This window comes from Streptomyces sp. BHT-5-2 (assembly GCF_019774615.1).
GTDB lineage: Bacteria > Actinomycetota > Actinomycetes > Streptomycetales > Streptomycetaceae > Streptomyces.
The window spans coordinates 5420665-5439719 of record NZ_CP081496.1 but is presented as its reverse complement, the minus strand read 5'-3'; the positions used below and the strand labels follow the sequence as shown (position 1 = coordinate 5439719).

Here is a 19055-nt window from a genome sequence, read left to right as displayed (position 1 = left end):
CGGGGACGACGGCCGCACGGCCGTCGCCGGACGCGTGAGGGGCGCCCCCCGGAATGGGGGGCGCCCCTTCGTCGTGCGCCGGCCCGGTGCGGGGACCGGCTGCCGCCGGGCGGCCGGTCAGCGCTCGGCGCCGGAGTCCTCCGGGCCCTCGCCGTCGGTGCGGCCGCCGTCCGGTCCCGCGTCGCGCTCCCCGGTGCCCTCGCCGGCCTCCGGGCCGGTGGACGGCTTCGCGGGGCCGGACTCCTCCGGCGGCCGGGGCTCGCGAGGCTCCTTGGGCGTGGCGCGCGGGTGCCGGGTGCGGCCGCCGGCGGTGTCCCGGAGGTAGGAGCCGTCCCGGCCGTCGGCGACGCCGCCCTCGCTCGCCACCCCGGGGCCGGCCTGCGGGTCGCGGCGGCGCAGATAGCGCTCGAACTCCCGGGCGATGGCCTCGCCGGACGCCTCCGGCAGTTCGGCGGTGTCCCGGGCCTCCTCCAGCGACTGGACGTACTCGGCGACCTCGCTGTCCTCCGCGGCGAGTTGGTCCACGCCCAGCTGCCAGGCGCGGGCGTCCTCGGTCAGTTCGCCGAGCGGGATCCGCAGGTCGAGCAGGTCCTCCAGGCGGTTGAGGAGGGCGAGGGTGGCCTTGGGGTTGGGCGGCTGGGAGACGTAGTGCGGCACCGCGGCCCACAGGCTGACCGCCGGGACGCCGGCGTGTGTGCACGCCTCCTGGAGGATGCCGACGATGCCGGTGGGGCCTTCGTAGCGGGACTCCTCCAGATCCAGCCGGCGGGCCACGTCGGCGTCGGAGCTGACGCCGCTGACCGGGACCGGCCGGGTGTGCGGGGTGTCGCCCAGCAGCGAGCCCAGCACCACCACCATCTCGACGCCCAACTCATGGGCGAAGCCGAGGAGTTCGTTGCAGAACGAGCGCCAGCGCATGCTCGGCTCGATGCCGCGGACCAGGACCAGGTCGCGGGGGTTCCCCTTGCCGTCCGCGTCGCCGACCCGGACGACGGAGAGCCGCGTCGTGGGCCAGGTGATCTTGCGGACGCCGTTCTCCAGGAAGACCGTGGGGCGGTTCACCTGGAAGTCGTAGTAGTCCTCGGCGTCGAGCGCGGCGAAGACCTCGCCCTTCCACTCCCGGTCCAGGTGGGCGACCGCGGCGGAGGCGGCGTCGCCGGCGTCGTTCCAGCCTTCGAACGCGGCCACCATGACCGGGTCGATCAGCTCGGGCACCCCCTCCAGCTCGATCACCCAGCCCCTCCTTCCGGCCGGTCGGGCCGCCCGGGGCGGCCGCCGGCAGCAGTTCCATTGCGTGCGCTCCCAAGACTACGGCTTCCCCGGGGCCGATCCGCAGCCCCTTTACGAGCACGTGTGCGGACGGTGCGGAGCGGCGCACGGCCCGCCCCGCGGCCTGGCCGTCCGTATTCCGCCAGCACCGCCCGCCGCCGTACCGGAGGATCGAGCCGTACCGCGGAGGAAGCCCCCGGAAGCGCCGCAAAGCTTCCGGGTCGGCCCAACTCGGTACTTGTTGGTGGGATTTGGATATGGAACAGGTGAGGACGATGACGACGACGACTTCCGCCGGCCCGGTGGCCGGCACCCGCCCGCTGACCGGCAGGGCGGCCCTGGTGACCGGCGGCAGCCGGGGCATCGGCGCGGCCGTCGCGGTGCGGCTGGCGGCCGACGGGGCGGCGGTCGCGCTGACCTACCGTGACCGGGACGATCTGGCCGCCCGGGTCGTCAAGGAGATCGAGGAGGCCGGCGGGCGGGCCTGGGCGCTCCGGGCCGACGCCGCGGACCCGGAGGCGGTGCGGGCCTCGGTGGCCGCCGCGGCGGACCGGATGGGGCGGCTGGACGTCCTCGTCAACAACGCGGGTCTGGGCGTCCTGGGCCCCTTCGAGGGCATCGGGCTCGACGCCGTGGACCGGGTGCTGGCGACCAATGTCCGGGCCCCCTTCCTGGCGGCGCAGGCCGCGGCCGCCCACCTGGTCGAGGGCGGCCGGATCATCTCGATCGGCAGCTGCATGGCCGAGCGGGTGGCCTTCCCCGGCGGTTCCCTCTACGCCACCAGCAAGGCCGCGCTGACCGGCCTGACCAAGGCGCTGGCCCGGGAGTTGGGCCCGCGCGGCATCACCGTCAACCTCGTCCACCCGGGGCCCATCGACACCGACATGAACCCCGCGGACGGCGAGAGCGCCGCGTTCCAGGCGCAGTTGACCTCGCTCGGCAGCTACGGGCGGCCGGCGGACGTGGCGGCGACGGTGGCCCATCTGGCGGGCGACGGCGGCCGGTACATCACCGGTGCCGCGCTCGCGGTCGACGGCGGCTTCGCCGCCTGACGGGCGGCCGCGGGCGCCCGACGACGCCCGATCACGCCCGCGGTCACCGCCCGTCCCCGTCCGCCGGGGAGCCGTCCGCCGCGTCCGCCCACAGCGTGCTGGGCGCCTCGCGGCGGACCACGGGGGCGATCTCCTCGGCGAACCGGTGCAGGGTCTCCAGCTGTTCGGCGTGGTCCAGCCCGAAGCCGTCGACGCTGAGCGACTGCAGGTCGTGGCCGTACACCGCGTGCCAGCCGAGGATCTTGTCGATGATCTGCTGCGGCGAGCCGATCAGCTGCGGGCCGTTCGCGATGGCGTCCTCGATCGTGCGGAAGGGGGTGTTGTAGCCGGGCCGGCCCGCCAGGTGCGGCCGGAAGCTCTGCGCGACCTTCGCCTCGTAGAGGTCCTTGTAGCGGGCGATCGCCTGCCGTTCGCTGTCGGCGATCAGCAGCCCGCCGGAGCCCGCGGCCACCCGGGCCCGCGCCGGGTCGTGCCCGTACGCCGCGAACCGCTCGCGGTAGTACGCGATCAGCCCGGCGTAGGCGGCGCGCGGCTGGATCGCGTTGGCGGTGAACAGCGGATCGCCGTGCTTCGCGGCCAGTTCGGGGGAGTTGCGGCTGGTGGCCGAGCCGTGCCAGATCCGCGGCGGGTCGCCGTAGGGGCGCGGCAGGGTCGTGACGTTCTTCAGCGGCGGCCGGAACTCGCCCGCCCAGTCGACGTTCTCCTCGTGCCACAGCCGGCGCAGCAGCTCGTACTTCTCGGCCTGGAGGTCCCACTGCCGCTCCTCGTCGAGGCCGAAGAGGTCGAAGTGACCGGCCTCGGCGCCCTTGCCGACGACCAGCTCCAGCCGGCCGCGGGCGAGTTGGTCGAGCGTCGCGTAGTCCTCGGCGACCCGCACCGGGTCCAGGACCGCCACGACGGTGACCCCGGTCAGCAGCCGGATCCGGGACGTCCGGGCGGCCAGCGCGCCCAGCACCACCGACGGGCTGGAGGAGAGGAAGGGACCGGCGTGCCGTTCGCCGACGGCGTAAGCGTCGAAGCCCAGCCGCTCGGCCGCCTCGGCGGTCCCCACGACCTCGGCGAACCGGTCGGCGGGGGCGGCCAGTTGCCCGGTCAGCGGGTGTGGCGCATGGCCGATCAGGGAGAGCACGGAGAATTTCATGGCGTCCTTCCGGCGTGGGGGCCACCCCGGCGGTGGTCCTCCCACTGTGCGCGCCGGACGTTGCCGCGGTGTGTCGGCCGCGTGGCACCATGCCGCCGGACGGCCGCGGCGCGCGCCCCGAACGGGGCCGCGCGCCGCGGTGAGCTCCGGAAACAGGGGTCGGGGCGGCCCGTGGACCGCCCCGACTCACCTCACCCGTGCAGGTTCCTGACTGTTCGTCAGCGCTCCAGCATGCTCTCGACCCGGGCGCGGATGTCGTCCGTGGCCAGGCCGCGGATGGTCAGCGTGGTCCGGCGGCGCAGCACGTCGTCGGCGGTCTCGGCCCACTCGTGGTCCCGGGCGTAGGCGACCTGCGCCCAGATCTCCGGGGCGTCCGGGTGGATCCGCTCGGCCAGCGCCGGGTCCTCGTTCGCCAGCCGGGCGATGTCGAAGGAGAGCGACCCGTAGTGGGTGGCCAGGTGGCGCGCGGTGTCGGCGGCCATCCGCGGGCCGGGCGTGCCGCCGTCCACCAGCAGCCGGTGGGCGACCGCGTTGGGGTTGGCGATGCCGGGCAGCGGGAGCTTCTTCGGCAGCTGCGCGATCGGCTCCATGTCCTCGGCCAGCGGGTGGCCGGGCAGCGCGGCGAGCTTGTTCATCACCGTGCGGCCGATGTGCCGGAAGGTCGTCCACTTGCCGCCGGCCACCGACAGCATCCCGCCGCGGCCCTCGGTGACCACCGTCTCGCGCTTGGCCTTCGAGGTGTCGCCGGGACCGCCCGGCAGCACCCGCAGACCGGCGAACGAGTAGGTGATCAGGTCGCGGGAGAGCTGCTGGTCACGGACGGAGAAGGCGGCCTCGTCCAGGATCTGGGCGGTGTCCTTCTCGGTGACCGCGACGTCCGCCGGGTCCCCCTCGTACTCCTCGTCGGTGGTGCCGAGCAGCAGCATGTCCTCCCAGGGGAGGGCGAAGGTGATGCGGTACTTGTCGATGGGGGTCGCCAGCGCGGCCTTCCAGGGGGAGGTGCGCTTGAGGACGAGGTGCGCGCCCTTGGAGAGGCGGATGGAGGGGGCCGCGTTCGGGTCCTCCATCTTGCGCAGGTGGTCCACCCACGGGCCGGTGGCGTTGAGCACCAGGCGGGCGTTGACGCCGAACTCGGTGCCGTCCAGGCGGTCCTTGAGCTCGGCGCCGGTGACCCGGCCCTGGGTGAAGCGCAGGCCGGTGACCTCGGAGTGGTTCAGGACCGTGGCGCCGGCGGCGACCGCCGCGCGGACGGTCATCAGCGCCATCCGGGAGTCGTTCATCTGGTCGTCGCCGTACACGGCAACGGCCTTGAGGTTCTCCGTCCGCAGCTCCGGGACGTCGCGCTGGGCCTTGGCCGGGCTTATGACGTGGCCGACGCCGTCGCCGAACGCGGAGAGCGCGGAGTAGGCGAAGACGCCCGCGCCGAGCTTGGCCGCGCCGTGCGGGCCGCCCTTGTAGACCGGCAGGTAGAAGGTGAGCGGGTTGGCCAGGTGCGGGGCCACCTCGCGGGAGACCGCGCGGCGCTCGAAGTGGTTCTCCGCGACCAGCTTGACCGCACCGGTCTGCAGGTAGCGCAGACCGCCGTGCAGCAGCTTGGAGGAGGCGGAGGAGGTGGCGCCGGCGAAGTCGCCGGCGTCCACCAGGGCAACCCGCAGTCCGGCCTGCGCGGCATGCCAGGCGGTGGAGATGCCCAGGATGCCGCCGCCGATCACCAGGAGGTCGTACGTCGCCTTGGACAGCTGCTCCCGGGTTTCGGCGCGGCTCGGCAGGGAACCGGCGGCCGGGTGCGTCCCGAGGGCCGGGACGCTCTGCAGGGTGCTCATGATGTGCTCCTCAGTCAGCTCTCGTCGTCGAGCCAGCCCATGGTCCGCTCAACGGCCTTGAGCCAGTTCTTGTACTCGCGGTCACGGGTGGCCGCGTCCATGCGGGGGGTCCACTCGGCGGCCCGGCGCCAGTTGGCGCGCAGCTCGTCGGTGCTGGACCAGAAGCCGACGGCCAGTCCGGCCGCGTAGGCAGCGCCGAGGCAGGTCGTCTCGGCCACCATCGGGCGCACCACGGGTGCGTCCAGGAAGTCCGAGATGGTCTGCATCAGCAGGTTGTTGGAGGTCATTCCGCCGTCGACCTTGAGCGCGGTCAGGTCGACGCCGGAGTCCTTGGTCATGGCGTCGGTGATCTCGCGGGTCTGCCAGGCGGTGGCCTCGAGGACGGCACGGGCGATGTGCGCCTTGGTGACGTAACGGGTCAGACCGGCGATGACGCCGCGGGCGTCGGAGCGCCAGTAGGGCGCGAACAGGCCGGAGAAGGCCGGCACGAAGTAGGCGCCGCCGTTGTCCTCGACGGTGCTGGCCAGCGTCTCGATCTCGGCCGCGCTGTTGATCAGCCCCATCTGGTCGCGCATCCACTGGACGAGCGAGCCGGTGACGGCGATGGAGCCTTCCAGGGCGTAGACCGTCTGCTGGTCGCCGATCCGGTAGCCGACCGTGGTCAGCAGCCCGTTGTAGGAGTTCACCGGCTGGTTGCCGGTGTTCATCAGCATGAAGGTGCCGGTGCCGTACGTGGACTTGGCCTCGCCCTCGGCGAAGCAGGTCTGGCCGAAGAGCGCGGCCTGCTGGTCGCCGAGCGCGGAGGCGACCGGCACGCCCTGGAGGACGCCGGCGGCGGTGGTGCCGTAGACCTCGGCGGAGGACCGGATCTCGGGCAGCAGCGCGGCGGGGATGTCCAGGGAGGCGAGGATCTTCTCGTCCCACTGCAGGGTGTGCAGGTTCATCAGGAGGGTGCGCGAGGCGTTGGTCACGTCGGTGACGTGCTTGCCGCCGTTGACGCCACCGGTGAGGTTCCAGATGACCCAGGAGTCCATGGTGCCGAAGAGGATCTCGCCGCGCTCGGCGCGCTCGCGCAGGCCCTCGACGTTGTCCAGCAGCCAGCGGATCTTCGGACCGGCGAAGTACGAGGCCAGCGGCAGGCCGGTCTCGCGGCGGAAGCGGTCCTGGCCGACGTTGCGGCCCAGCTCCCGGCAGAGCGCGTCGGTGCGGGTGTCCTGCCAGACGATGGCGTTGTGGACCGGCTCGCCGGTGTTCTTGTCCCAGAGCAGAGTGGTCTCGCGCTGGTTGGTGATGCCGATCGCCTTGACGTCGTCGGGGGAGAAGCCGGGGTTGCTCTGCGCGGCCTTGTCGATGGCGCCCTCGACGACCTGCTGGACGTTGGTCCAGATTTCGGCGGCATCGTGTTCGACCCAGCCCGGCTTCGGGAAGATCTGCTCGTGTTCCTTCTGGTCGACGGAGACGATCCGGCCGTCCCGGTCGAAGACGATGCAGCGGCTGGAGGTCGTGCCCTGGTCGATCGCCGCGATGAAGGGGCCGTGGCTGTGCGAGGAGGTGCTGGGGGTGTCGCTCATGGTGTGCTCCAGGGGTCGGTGCGGGCGTGGTGGGCGGGGCGGCTCAGGCGAACGCCAGTTGGTAGATGCCCCCGGCGATGGCCCCGCCGATCAGCGGGCCCGCCACGGGGATCCAGGCGTAGCCCCAGTCGGAACCACCCTTGTTCGGCAGCGGCAGCAGCGCGTGCACGATGCGCGGGCCGAGGTCGCGGACCGGGTTGATGGCGTAGCCGGTCGGTCCGCCCAGGGACAGGCCGATTCCGGTGACGACCAGGGCGACCAGCAGTGTGCCGATCGCGCCCACGCCCTTGCCGTTGTCGCTCAGCCCGAGGGTGAGGATCGACAGCACGAGCACAGCGGTGGCGATGATCTCGGTGACGAGGTTCTGGACCACGTTCCGGATCTCCGGGCCGGTGGAGAAGATGCCCAGCACGGGGCCGGCCTTCGGTGCGGCGGCCGGGTCGACCATGCCCTCCTCGCCGAAGTGGCCGGTGAGGACCTCCGGGTCGGTCAGATGCGCCCGGAACTGCCCGTAGTAGACCAGCCACACCAGCACCGCGCCGATCATGGCGCCGAGGAACTCGCCGGCGAAGTACACCGGCACCTGGCTCCACTCGATGGCGCCCTTGATCGCGAGACCGATGGTCACGGCGGGGTTGAGGTGTGCGCCGGACTTGGCGGCGATGTAGGCACCCGTGAGGACGGCGAAGCCCCACCCGAAGGCGATGGCGACCCATCCGGCGTTGAACGCCTTGGAGCGCTTGAAGGTGACGGCGGCGCACACGCCACCGCCCATCAAGATCAGAACAGCGGTACCGATGGTCTCGCTGATGAAGATGTCGGAGCTGGACACCCGCGACTCCTTTGTCCTTCGTCCAGGGGAAGGCGAACCCCGGGTCCCTCCGGTGGTCCGCACCCTCCGAGAGGGCGTTGGTCGGCCCGCGGCAGTCCACACCATAACGCTTATTTCCGTCAGGTGTTCGGCAATGCCGACCGACGAACGGCAGTTTTGTTTACCTCCTAGACCCCGTCAAGGGTGCTGTGGCGAAAAACTTAGGTGAACATTTAGGGCGTAAGCGGTCAGAACCGTCCTGCCCCGAGGTCCCGGGAGACCGCTCGTGCGCAATCCCTCACAGCAGCGACGATTTCCGGCCGCAGTTCGCCGTCGCGGCACACCCGCTCGACGGCCCCGGTGACCCCCACCGCACCCACCGGCATCCGCCGCCGGTCGTGGATCGGCGCCGCGATCGAGGCCACGCCCTCCCAGGTCTCCTCCACGTCCGCGGCCCAGCCGCGCGCCCGCGTGAGGTCCAGCACCCCCTCGAAGTCCGCCAGCCCGGTCGTCGTGCGCGGGGTGAAGGACTCCCGCTCGGACTCCACGGCCTCGCTGTGCGCCACCGGGTCGTACGCCGACAGCACCTTCCCCAGGGCCGTGCTGTGCAGCGGCTGCATCGCGCCGACCTCCAGCACCTGCCGGCTGTCGTCGGGGCGGAAGACGTGGTGCACGATCAGCACGCCCTGCTGGTGCAGGACGCCGAGATAGACGCTCTCCCCGCTGGAGCGGGCCAGGTCGTCGGTCCACACCAGGGCGCGGGCCCGCAGCTCGTGGACGTCCAGGTAGCTGTTGCCCAGCCGCAGCAGCTCGGCGCCGAGCTGGTAGCGGCCCGAGGCGGCGTCCTGCTCCACGAAGCCCTCCTGCTGGAGGGTGCGCAGGATGCCGTGCGCCGTGCCCTTCGCCAGTCCGAGCGAGGAGGAGATGTCGGAGAGGCCCAGCCGCCGTTCTCCCCCTGCGAGCAGCCGCAGCATCGCGGCTGCTCGCTCCAGCGACTGGATGGTGCGTGCCATCGGGCGACCTCCGAAATATCTGGTTCGACAATGCTGAACGATATCGGCCCATGCCGACCATGGGGAGGGGACCCGGCAATCGACGATCATGGCCGACGGACCGGTCGGACCACCGGAACGGCTGTCCACGCCGTGGAACGGGGAACACCTGTCCCGGCCCGGAAGCTACGCTGGCCGGGTGCGCCCTCTTCAGGAGGGGGTGCAAAGCCGACAGCCGTCGCAACCACGGGAGCACTTCCATGGCTTCGAATTCGCCCGCGTCCACCAGCTCGTCCCGCGTCACCTCACTCCGCGAAGCACTCGCCTCACGGGTCGTGGTCGCCGATGGCGCCATGGGCACGATGCTGCAGGCACAGGACCCGACCATGGAGGACTTCCAGCAGCTGGAGGGCTGCAACGAGATCCTCAACGTCACCCGCCCCGACATCGTCCGGTCGGTCCACGAGGCGTACTTCGAGGTCGGCGTCGACTGCGTGGAGACCAACACCTTCGGCGCCAACTTCGCCGCGCTGGCCGAGTACGACATCCCCGAGCGGGTCTTCGAGCTGTCCGAGTCCGGCGCCCGGATCGCCCGCGAGGTCGCCGACGAGTTCACCGCCGCCACCGGCCAGCAGCGCTACGTCCTCGGCTCGATGGGCCCCGGCACCAAACTCCCCACTCTCGGCCACGTCGCCTACGTCACCCTGCGCGACGCCTACCAGCGCAACGCCGAGGGCATGATCGCCGGCGGCGCGGACGCCCTGCTGGTGGAGACCACCCAGGACCTGCTGCAGACCAAGGCCGCCGTGCTCGGCGCCCGCCGCGCCCTGGAGGCCACCGGCACCCACCTGCCCATCATCTGCTCCGTCACCGTCGAGACCACCGGCACGATGCTGCTGGGCTCGGAGATCGGCGCGGCGCTGACGGCGCTGGAGCCGCTGGGCATCGACATGATCGGCCTGAACTGCGCCACCGGCCCGGCCGAGATGAGCGAGCACCTGCGCTATCTGGCCCGCCACTCCCGCGTCCCGCTGTCCTGCATGCCCAACGCCGGCCTGCCGGTCCTGGGCAAGGACGGCGCGCACTACCCGCTGACCGCCGCCGAACTGGCCGACGCCCAGGAGACCTTCGTCGCCGAGTACGGGCTGTCGCTGGTGGGCGGCTGCTGCGGCACCACCCCCGAGCACCTGCGCCAGGTCGTCGAGCGGGTCCGGGGCTTCGCGCCCACCGGCCGCGAACCGCGCCCCGAGCCTGGCGCGGCCTCCCTCTACCAGACCGTCCCGTTCCGCCAGGACACCTCCTACCTGGCGATCGGCGAGCGCACCAACGCCAACGGCTCGAAGAAGTTCCGCGAGGCGATGCTGGACGGCCGCTGGGACGACTGCGTGGAGATGGCCCGCGACCAGATCCGCGAGGGCGCCCACATGCTCGACCTCTGCGTCGACTACGTCGGCCGGGACGGCGTCGCCGACATGGAGGAGCTGGCCGGCCGGTTCGCCACCGCCTCCACCCTGCCGATCGTCCTGGACTCCACCGAGGTCGACGTCCTCCAGGCCGGGCTGGAGAAGCTCGGCGGCCGCGCCGTGATCAACTCCGTCAACTACGAGGACGGCGCCGGCCCCGAGTCCCGCTTCGCGAAGGTCACGCGGCTGGCCGCCGAGCACGGCGCGGCGCTGATCGCCCTGACCATCGACGAGGAGGGCCAGGCCCGCACCGTGCAGAAGAAGGTCGAGATCGCCGAGCGGCTGATCGAGGACCTGACGGGCAACTGGGGCGTGCGGGAGTCCGACATCCTCATCGACTGCCTGACCTTCACCATCTGCACCGGCCAGGAGGAGTCGCGCAAGGACGGCATCGCCACCATCGAGGCGATCCGCGAGCTGAAGAAGCGTCACCCGGACGTCCAGACCACCCTCGGCCTCTCCAACATCTCCTTCGGCCTCAACCCGGCCGCCCGCATCGTCCTCAACTCCGTCTTCCTGGACGAGTGCGTCAAGGCCGGCCTGGACTCCGCCATCGTGCACGCCTCCAAGATCCTGCCGATCGCCCGGTTCGACGAGGAGCAGGTGACCACCGCCCTCGACCTGATCCACGACCGCAGGGCCGAGGGCTACGACCCGCTGCAGAAGCTGATGGAGCTCTTCGAGGGCGCCACCGCCAAGTCCCTCAAGGCCGACAAGGCCGCCGAGCTCGCCGCGCTGCCGCTGGAGGAGCGCCTCAAGCACCGCATCATCGACGGCGAGCGCAACGGCCTGGAGGCCGACCTCGCCGAGGCGCTGACGGAGCGTCCGGCCCTCGACATCGTCAACGAGACCCTGCTCGACGGCATGAAAGTGGTCGGCGAACTGTTCGGTTCCGGCCAGATGCAGCTGCCGTTCGTGCTCCAGTCCGCCGAGGTCATGAAGACCGCGGTGGCCTATCTGGAGCCGCACATGGAGAAGTCCGACGACGAGGGCAAGGGCACCATCGTGCTGGCCACCGTCCGCGGCGACGTCCACGACATCGGCAAGAACCTCGTCGACATCATCCTGTCCAACAACGGCTACAACGTCGTCAACCTCGGCATCAAGCAGCCCGTCTCCGCGATCCTGGAGGCCGCCGAGGAGCACCGGGCCGACGTCATCGGCATGTCCGGGCTCCTGGTCAAGTCCACGGTGATCATGAAGGAGAACCTCGAGGAGCTCAACCAGCGCAAGATGGCGGCCGACTACCCCGTCATCCTCGGCGGCGCCGCCCTCACCCGCGCCTACGTCGAACAGGACCTCCACGAGATCTACGAGGGCGAGGTCCGCTACGCCCGCGACGCCTTCGAGGGCCTGCGGCTGATGGACGCGCTGATCGCCGTCAAGCGCGGCGTGCCCGGCGCGACCCTCCCCGAGCTCAAGCAGCGGCGGGTGCCCAAGCGCACCGCGACGTCAGCGGCCGGCGCCGCGGGCCAGGCCGCCGAGCCGGAGCCGGAGGAGGGCACGGTCCGCTCGGACGTCGCCACCGACAACCCCGTGCCCACCCCGCCGTTCTGGGGCACCCGGGTCATCAAGGGCATCCAGCTGGCCGACTACGCCTCCTGGCTGGACGAGGGCGCCCTGTTCAAGGGCCAGTGGGGGCTGAAGCAGGCCCGCACCGGCGAGGGCCCCAGCTACGAGGAGCTGGTGGAGACCGAGGGCCGGCCGCGGCTGCGCGGCTGGCTGGACAAGCTCCAGACCGAGAACCTCCTGGAGGCGGCCGTCGTCCACGGCTACTTCCCATGCGTCTCCAAGGGCGACGACCTCATCCTGCTCCACGAGGACGGCACCGAGCGGACCCGCTTCACCTTCCCCCGCCAGCGCCGCGGCCGCCGCCTGTGCCTGGCCGACTTCTTCCGCCCGGAGGAGTCCGGCGAGACCGACGTCGTCGGCCTGCAGGTGGTCACCGTCGGCTCCCGGATCGGCGAGGCCACCGCCGGGCTGTTCGAGGCCAACTCCTACCGCGACTACCTCGAACTCCACGGCCTGTCCGTGCAGTTGGCCGAGGCACTGGCCGAGTACTGGCACGCCCGGGTGCGCGGCGAGCTCGGCTACGGGGGCGAGGACCCGGCGGACGTCGAGGACATGTTCGCGCTGAAGTACCGCGGCGCGCGCTTCTCGCTCGGCTACGGCGCCTGCCCCGACCTGGAGGACCGCGCGAAGATCGCCGACCTCCTCCGGCCGGAGCGGATCGGCGTCCAGCTCTCCGAGGAGTTCCAGCTCCACCCGGAGCAGTCCACCGACGCCATCGTCATCCATCACCCGGAGGCGAAGTACTTCAACGCGCGGTAACCAGGCCCCGCGGGCCGTACCGGAGCGCGTGGTGAGGTGCGGTGGTGCGGCGAGCCCGGCCGGAACGCCCGCGGAAGCGGATCCTCCGCGTTCCCCGGGCGTTCCGGCGCGCACGGTCGTACACTTGTCGATCCGGTAGTGGCCGGTCGCTGTCCCCCGCCGGGGGTGGCGGCCGGCCCTTTCGTCCCTCCGGGGACGTTGCAACGGAGGTGGACGGATGACCAACAGCATCCCCGCAGTCGGCGCCCTTCCCCGAACTCTCAACTCCGATCGAGCAGGGGAGACCCCCATGGCCGAAGCCGCGACCCTCCAGGCCGTCCTCCTGGATCTGGACGGCACCCTCGTCGACACCGAGGGCTTCTGGTGGGAGGCGGAGGCGCAGGTCTTCGCCCGGCTCGGCCATGTCCTCGACGACAGCCACCGGGAGGTCGTCGTCGGCGGACCGATGTCCCGCAGCGCCGGCTACCTGCTGCGCGCGACCGGCGCCGACATCGGCCTGACGGAGCTGAGCACCCTGCTCAACGAGGCGTTCGTGGCCCGGATCGGGAGCGGTGTCCCGCTGATGCCGGGCGCCCGCCGGCTGCTGTCCGAGCTGGCCGCGCACCGCGTGCCCACCGCGCTGGTGTCCGCCTCGCACCGGACCATCATCGAGCGGATGCTGTACTCCCTCGGCGCGGAGAACTTCCGCCTGACCGTCGCCGGCGACGACCTGATGCGGACCAAGCCGCACCCGGACCCGTATCTGACCGCCGCCGCCCGCCTGGGCGTCGACCCGACCCGGTGCGCCGTCGTCGAGGACACCCTCACCGGGGTGCGGGCGGGCGAGGCGGCCGGCTGCCAGGTGGTCGCGGTGCCGTCCGTGACCCCGATCCCGCCGGCCCCGGGACGGCGCGTGGTCGGCTCCCTCGAAGAAGTCGATCTTCCCTTTCTCCAGGCCCTCATCACGGAAAGCAAAGGTTCCGTGCACTGAGCGTACTGCGCGTATTGCCCGGAAACTCACGGCAGCGATCCGCTTATTTTCCGTGACGAATACCCGAGGGAATTCCGGGGGCGGACGGGGTGCTGGAGTGCGTGACGTTTCTCACGTGCCGGGCCGTCGACAGGGGGCTCGACGGGTGATCCAGGGGGTCCCGTCGGTGGTTTCTACGGGGGTAAGTGTCCGGATTGATGGGGCAACGCGCAATACGTTCCGCCATCCGGATATCGATCACGCCGTTCCCGTAATCCCACCGCCCTATCGATGTAACTTCCGTGCGTCGATGAGCCGCTGGCGGTGCCTACTAATCTCGACGCGAGCAACACCTCTGCGCTGATAAGGAACCTGTCGACGATGAATCGCAAGACCCTGGTGCTACCGGCGCTGGCCGGTCTCCTCGCCCCGGCTCTCGCCGCTTGCGGCAACGGCGACGGCGCGGGCTCGGGCGGCTCGCCGATCGTCGTCGGCGTCGCCTCGCAGATCGAGGCCACCAAGGCGGCCCCCGCACCGCTGGATCCCGCGCAGGCGTACGACGTCGACGCCTGGAACGTGTTGCGCAGCACCTTCCAGACGCTGATGCGACTGCCCCGCACCGGCACCGCCGTGGTGCCCGAGGCCGCCGAGTCCTGCGGCTTCCGGGACACCCAGAACGAGCAGTACCGCTGCACGCTGCGCAGCGGTCTGAAGTTCTCCAACGGCCACGACCTGACCGCACAGGACGTGAAGTTCTCCATCGACCGGATGCGGACCATCAACTACACCAACGGCCCGGTGTCGCTGCTCGACGACATCGACCGGGTGGAGACGCCCAGCAACCGCGAGGTGGTCTTCCACCTCACCAAGCCGGACGCCACCTTCCCGCAGAAGCTCGCGACCCCCGCCGCGGCCATCGTCGACAGCCAGGTGTACCCCAAGAACAGCCTCTACAAGGGCTGGGAGACGGCCGGCTCGGGTCCGTACACCGTCAAGACCGAGCACAGCGGCGACCGCCTCACCAAGGCCGTCTTCACCAAGAACCCCGAGTACAAGGGCGGGTTGCCGGTGAAGAACGACTCCGTCGAGATGCGGTTCTTCGACGACCCCGCGGACATGGAGGCCGCCCTCCGCAAGGGCGACATCGACCTGCTGACCCGCGGCCTGACGCCCGCCCAGGTCCAGGGCCTGCAGAACTCCCAGGACAAGCACCTGGTGCTCCAGGAGATGCCCGGCCAGGAGATCCGCTACATCGCCTTCAACACCAAGGACCCGGCCGTCTCCAACAAGGCCGTCCGCCAGGCGGTCGCACAGGTCGTCAACCGCTCCCAGCTGATGCGCGACGTCTACTCCTACACCGGCGACCCGCTCTACTCGCTCGTCCCCACCGGCCTCTCCGGGCACATCAACTCCTTCTACACCAAGTACGGCAGCACCCCCGACGTCGCCGCCGCCAAGCAGACCCTGCAGCAGGCGAACATCACCACCCCGGTGAAGTTCACCCTGACCTACAGCAAGTACCACTACGGCCCCAACACGGCCAAGGAGTTCGCCGCCCTCCAGAAGCAGCTCAACAGCACCAAGCTGTTCGACGTCAGCATCAAGGGCATCGACCGCTGGCAGCAGTTCCGCACCGACGCCTCCAGCGGCAAGTACACCGCGTACGGCATGGGATGGTTCGCCGACATCCCCGACGCGGACAACTACATCGCGCCGTTCGTCGGCAAGGGGAACTTCCTCAACTCCCCCTACCGCAACGACAAGATCGAGTCGCAACTGATCCCCACCACCCGACAGCAGACCGACCGCAACGCCGCCGGGGCCGGCTTCAAGCAGGCCCAGGACATCCTCGCCGACGACGTGCCCTTCCTCCCGCTGTGGCAGAGCAAGCAGTACGTCGCCGCCCGCGACAACATCACCGGCGTCGAGTGGGCGCTCAACTCCTCCTCGGCGCTGCAGCTCTGGGAGCTGGGCCGCGGTGTCTCCAGCTGACCGCGCGCACCTCCCGGCACCGTCCTCCGCCACGGCACCCCGCCGCGGCCCGACCGGCTCCACCAGAACGTGAGGAACCACCGAGTGAAGCGTGACCAGTGGCTGTCCGCCCCGATCGGAGCCGGGCTGGCGACAGTCCTGCTCGCGGTCGCCGGATGCGGCACGGACACCTCGCAGTCGTCCGGCCACGGCGAGCCCGTCGTCATGGGCACGACCGACAAGGTCAAGGCCACCGACCCAGCCTCGGGCTACGACCCCGGCTCCTGGCTGCTGTTCAACAACGTCTTCCAGTCACTCCTCAGCTTCCCCAAGGGTCAGACGACCCCGGAACCGGAGGCCGCCGAGAACTGCGGCTTCACCGGCTCCGACAGCAAGGTCTACCGCTGCACCCTCAAGGACGGCCTGACCTTCAGCAACGGGGACAAGCTCACCTCACAGGACGTCAAGTTCTCCTTCGACCGCATCCGGCGGATCAAGGACAAGGACGGCCCCGCCGTGATGTTCGCCGCCCTGGACAACGTCGAGACCCCGGACGCCAAGACCGTGGTCTTCCACCTCAAGACGCCCGACGCCACCTTCCCCATGAAGATCGCCTCGGGCGCCGGCTCCATCGTCGACCACACCGCCTACCCCGCCGACCGGCTGCGCACCGACGGCAAGGCCGTCGGCTCCGGCCTCTACAGCCTCGACTCCTACGGCACCGAACAGGCCAAGTTCTCCGTCAACGCGTCCTACAAGGGCCCCGCCAAGGCCAAGAACTCCGGGATGACCCTGAAGTTCTTCACCGGCCCCGAGCCGCTCCGCAAGGCCGTCGAAAGCGGCAAGGTGGACCTCGCCTACCGCGGTCTGGCCATGAAGGACATCGCCGCGCTCGACAAGGCGTCCCGGGACCAGCAACACGGCACCCAGGTCGTCGAGGGCGGCAGCGCCGAGGTCATGCACCTGGTCTTCAACCTCAAGGACCCGGTCGCCGGCAAGCTCGGCGTCCGCAAGGCCGTCGCCTACCTCCTGGACCGCTCCACCCTCGTCCGGGACGTCTACCAGCGCACCGCCGAACCCCTCTACTCGGTCGTCCCGGCCGGCATCACCGGCCACAACACCGCCTTCTTCAACACCTACGGCGACCGCCCGCAGCCCGACAAGGCCGCCGCCGCGCTGCACGACGCCGGCCTCCAGGGCAAGGTTCCGCTCACCCTCTGGGCCACCCCCGACCGCTTCGGCCCCGGCACCGTCGCCGCCGTCCAGGAGATCGCCCAACAGCTCAACGCCAGCGGCCTGTTCGACGCCAAGGTGCGCAGCGTGCCCACCGGCGACTACGACCAGGGCGTGGCCGCCGGCCGCTTCGGCGTCTACGTCAAGGGCTGGGTCCCCGACTACCCGGACCCGGACAACTTCACCCAGCCGTTCTTCGGCAAGGACAGCGTGCTGGCCAACCACTACAGCTCGCCGGAGATCACCGGCCGGCTGCTGCCGGAGACCGCCGACCAGCCCAACCGCGGTGCCACCAAGGCCGCCTTCCGCGAGCTGCAGGACATCATCGCCAAGGACCTGCCGGTCATCCCGATCTGGCAGGGCAAGCAGTACGCGGTCGCCCGCCGGGGAGTCTCCGGCCTGGAATGGACCCTGGACTCCTCGACCGTCTTCCGCTTCTGGGAGATCAGCAAGTCCGCCGAGGCCTGAGCCGGCCGGACCGGCGAGCACCACGACGGCAGAGGACCACGACGGCGGGGCCGGACCGGGACGATCCCGGACCGGCCCCGCCGCCGCATCGGCCGCCGCGCCGCCCCTACTGGGCGCCCGGCCGCACCAGCCCGCTCTCGTACGCGTACACCGCCGCCTGCACGCGGTCCCGCAGCCCCAGCTTCGTCAGCACATGCCCGACGTGCGTCTTGACCGTCGTCTCGCTGACGAACAGGTCCGCCGCGATCTCCGCGTTGGACAACCCGCGGGCCACCAGCTTCAGGACCTCCACCTCCCGCTCGGTGAGCGTGTGGAGGGTGTCCGGCACCTGCTCCTCGCCCGACGGCAGATGCCCGGCGTACTTGTCCAGCAGCCGCCGGGTGATGCTCGGCGCGAGCATCGCCTCGCCCGCCGCCACCACCCGGATCGCCTGCACCAGTTCATCGGCCGGGGCGTCCTTCAGCAGGAAGCCGCTGGCCCCGGCCCGCAACGCCTCGACGACGTACTCGTCCAGGTCGAACGTCGTCAGCACCAGCACCTTCGCCGGACCGTCCTTCGCCGGGCCGGTGATCTGCCGGGTCGCCTCGACGCCGTCCATCCGTGGCATCCGGATGTCCATCAGGACCACGTCGGGCTGCAGCGCCCGCACCTGCTCCAGCGCCTGGAGCCCGTCGCCCGCCTCGCCGACGACCGCCAGATCCTGCTCGGCCTCCAGAATCATCCGGAAACCCGTACGCAGCAGGGGCTGGTCGTCGACCAGCAGGACGCGAATGGCCACAAGCTCTCCTTCGGCGGGGCGGGATCTCCTCGGTCCGCTCCATTCTGCCCTGCGGACCACCCCCACCGTCCGCCGGGCACACCGTAGGCACCGCCGCCCCCCGGGGGCGCCCCCGGGCCAACCCCCGGACCCCCGGCCCGGTCAGCCCCCGCCGGCCACCGGCAACGGGTACACCGGGGGAGTGCCGCCGAACTCGGGGCAGTGCGCCTGGTGGTCGCACCAACCGCACAGCTTCGTCGGCCGCGGGCGCCAGTCGCCGGACTCCGTCGCCTGCCGGATCGCCTCCCACAGCGCCAGCAACTTCCGCTCCACGCCCCGCAGATCACGCTCGTCCGGGTCGTACGTCAGCACCTCGCCGCTGCCCAGATACACCAGTTGGAGCCGGCGCGGCACCACACCCCGCAACCGCCACATCACCAGCGCGTAGAACTTCATCTGGAACAGCGCGCCCTCGGCGAACTGCGGCCGCGGCGCCTTGCCGGTCTTGTAGTCCACCAGCCGGACCTCGCCCGTGGGCGCCACATCGACCCGGTCGATGAACCCCCGCAGCCGCAGCCCGGAATCCAGCACCGTCTCCACATACAGCTCACGGTCGGCCGGCTCCAGCCGCGTCGGATCCTCCAGCGTGAACCACCGCTCCACCAGCGCCTCGGCCTCCGCCAGCCACTGCGCCAACTGCGCCCCGTCCGCGTCCTGCGCGAACAGCTCGGCCAACTCCGGGCGCTTGGCCAGCAGCTTCTCCCACTCGACCGGCACCAGCGCGCGGGCCCCGGCGGCCGTGCGCTCCACCGCGGGGGCGTCGAAGAGCCGCTCCAGCACCGAGTGCACCACCGTGCCCCGGGTCGCCGCCGGACTCGGCTTCTCCGGCAGCCGGTCGATCACGCGGAAGCGGTAGAGCAGCGGGCACTGCATGAAATCGCTCGCCCGCGACGGCGACAACGCCACCGGCGGCTGCGCCCCGCCCCGCGCCGGCTCCCCGCCCTGCGCCGGCACCGCGGCCGCCGCCGGCCCGCTGCCCGGCGCCGCCGCCTCGGTCTTCTCCGTGCTCCATCCCATGCCACCGAACCCTACGGCCCGCCACTGACAATCGCCGAAGCGTCACCGGCCGTGAGCCCGCGCCCGGCCGCCCCCGCGTCGGCTCGCGGCCGGAAGCTCCGCATACCATCGACGTCGGGCACCTTTGCCCTGCATGATCGAGTTGTC

At 71.3% G+C, this 19055-nt stretch carries 13 protein-coding genes; 5 read left to right on the top strand and 8 right to left on the bottom strand.

Annotated features, from left to right (window positions below; all coding sequences use genetic code 11):
• Nucleotides 1–117: 117 nt before the first annotated feature.
• Nucleotides 118–1233: a PAC2 family protein gene (locus K2224_RS24095; RefSeq protein WP_221908593.1), complete on the bottom strand. Its 1116-nt coding sequence runs from the start codon at nucleotides 1231–1233 to the stop codon at nucleotides 118–120.
• Between the two features lie 311 nt (nucleotides 1234–1544).
• Here K2224_RS24095 and K2224_RS24090 point away from each other — a divergent pair, with 311 nt between their 5' ends.
• Nucleotides 1545–2321, top strand: a complete 777-nt coding sequence (locus K2224_RS24090) for an SDR family NAD(P)-dependent oxidoreductase (protein ID WP_221908592.1) — start codon at nucleotides 1545–1547, stop codon at nucleotides 2319–2321.
• Between the two features lie 43 nt (nucleotides 2322–2364).
• Here K2224_RS24090 and K2224_RS24085 read toward each other — a convergent pair whose 3' ends face one another.
• The 5 genes from K2224_RS24085 to K2224_RS24065 form a co-directional block, all read right to left on the bottom strand.
• Nucleotides 2365–3462, bottom strand: a complete 1098-nt coding sequence (locus K2224_RS24085; RefSeq protein ID WP_221908591.1) for an LLM class flavin-dependent oxidoreductase — start codon at nucleotides 3460–3462, stop codon at nucleotides 2365–2367.
• A gap of 218 nt (nucleotides 3463–3680) precedes the next feature.
• Nucleotides 3681–5285 carry a glycerol-3-phosphate dehydrogenase/oxidase gene (locus K2224_RS24080; protein ID WP_221908590.1) on the bottom strand — a complete coding sequence of 535 codons (1605 nt, stop codon included), beginning with the start codon at nucleotides 5283–5285 and terminating at the stop codon, nucleotides 3681–3683.
• 14 nt (nucleotides 5286–5299) lie between these two features.
• A complete protein-coding gene (gene glpK / locus K2224_RS24075) occupies nucleotides 5300–6856 on the bottom strand; it encodes a glycerol kinase GlpK (RefSeq protein WP_221908589.1) in 1557 nt (518 codons plus the stop codon).
• Nucleotides 6857–6899: 43 nt separating this feature from the next.
• Nucleotides 6900–7688, bottom strand: a complete 789-nt coding sequence (locus tag K2224_RS24070; RefSeq protein ID WP_221908588.1) for an MIP/aquaporin family protein — start codon at nucleotides 7686–7688, stop codon at nucleotides 6900–6902.
• A 227-nt stretch (nucleotides 7689–7915) separates the two neighbouring features.
• A complete protein-coding gene (locus K2224_RS24065) occupies nucleotides 7916–8680 on the bottom strand; it encodes an IclR family transcriptional regulator (protein ID WP_221908587.1) in 765 nt (254 codons plus the stop codon).
• Nucleotides 8681–8919: 239 nt separating this feature from the next.
• Between K2224_RS24065 and metH the strand changes: the two genes are divergently transcribed.
• The 4 genes from metH to K2224_RS24045 all read left to right on the top strand — a co-directional run bounded on the left by metH (nucleotide 8920) and on the right by K2224_RS24045 (nucleotide 17074).
• Nucleotides 8920–12453, top strand: coding sequence for a methionine synthase (metH, locus tag K2224_RS24060; RefSeq protein WP_221908586.1), 3534 nt, complete (start codon nucleotides 8920–8922; stop codon nucleotides 12451–12453).
• 217 nt (nucleotides 12454–12670) lie between these two features.
• Nucleotides 12671–13423, top strand: a complete 753-nt coding sequence (locus tag K2224_RS24055; RefSeq protein ID WP_399019485.1) for an HAD family hydrolase — start codon at nucleotides 12671–12673, stop codon at nucleotides 13421–13423.
• 360 nt (nucleotides 13424–13783) lie between these two features.
• On the top strand, nucleotides 13784–15394 hold the full coding sequence (locus K2224_RS24050; protein WP_221908584.1) for an ABC transporter substrate-binding protein: 1611 nt from the start codon (nucleotides 13784–13786) through the stop codon (nucleotides 15392–15394).
• A gap of 84 nt (nucleotides 15395–15478) precedes the next feature.
• On the top strand, nucleotides 15479–17074 hold the full coding sequence (locus tag K2224_RS24045) for an ABC transporter substrate-binding protein (protein WP_221908583.1): 1596 nt from the start codon (nucleotides 15479–15481) through the stop codon (nucleotides 17072–17074).
• A 106-nt stretch (nucleotides 17075–17180) separates the two neighbouring features.
• On the opposite strand, the gene K2224_RS24040 is transcribed toward K2224_RS24045, so the two are convergent.
• On the bottom strand, nucleotides 17181–17852 hold the full coding sequence (locus K2224_RS24040) for a response regulator transcription factor (RefSeq protein WP_221908582.1): 672 nt from the start codon (nucleotides 17850–17852) through the stop codon (nucleotides 17181–17183).
• Between the two features lie 141 nt (nucleotides 17853–17993).
• The gene (locus tag K2224_RS24035; RefSeq protein WP_221908581.1) at nucleotides 17994–18908 is read right to left on the bottom strand and encodes a RecB family exonuclease; all 915 of its coding nucleotides are present in this window, start codon (nucleotides 18906–18908) and stop codon (nucleotides 17994–17996) included.
• Nucleotides 18909–19055 lie beyond the last annotated feature (147 nt).

What these genes read in the sequence shown, in the direction of transcription:
- K2224_RS24090 (WP_221908592.1), top strand. Translation starts at nt 1,545, where the DNA reads ATGACGACGACGACTTCCGCCGGCCCGGTGGCCGGCACCCGCCCGCTG.
- K2224_RS24085 (WP_221908591.1), bottom strand. Translation starts at nt 3,462, where the DNA reads ATGAAATTCTCCGTGCTCTCCCTGATCGGCCATGCGCCACACCCGCTG.
- K2224_RS24080 (WP_221908590.1), bottom strand. Translation starts at nt 5,285, where the DNA reads ATGAGCACCCTGCAGAGCGTCCCGGCCCTCGGGACGCACCCGGCCGCC.
- glpK (WP_221908589.1), bottom strand. Translation starts at nt 6,856, where the DNA reads ATGAGCGACACCCCCAGCACCTCCTCGCACAGCCACGGCCCCTTCATC.
- K2224_RS24065 (WP_221908587.1), bottom strand. Translation starts at nt 8,680, where the DNA reads ATGGCACGCACCATCCAGTCGCTGGAGCGAGCAGCCGCGATGCTGCGG.
- metH (WP_221908586.1), top strand. Translation starts at nt 8,920, where the DNA reads ATGGCTTCGAATTCGCCCGCGTCCACCAGCTCGTCCCGCGTCACCTCA.
- K2224_RS24055 (WP_399019485.1), top strand. Translation starts at nt 12,671, where the DNA reads ATGACCAACAGCATCCCCGCAGTCGGCGCCCTTCCCCGAACTCTCAAC.
- K2224_RS24050 (WP_221908584.1), top strand. Translation starts at nt 13,784, where the DNA reads ATGAATCGCAAGACCCTGGTGCTACCGGCGCTGGCCGGTCTCCTCGCC.
- K2224_RS24035 (WP_221908581.1), bottom strand. Translation starts at nt 18,908, where the DNA reads ATGGGATGGAGCACGGAGAAGACCGAGGCGGCGGCGCCGGGCAGCGGG.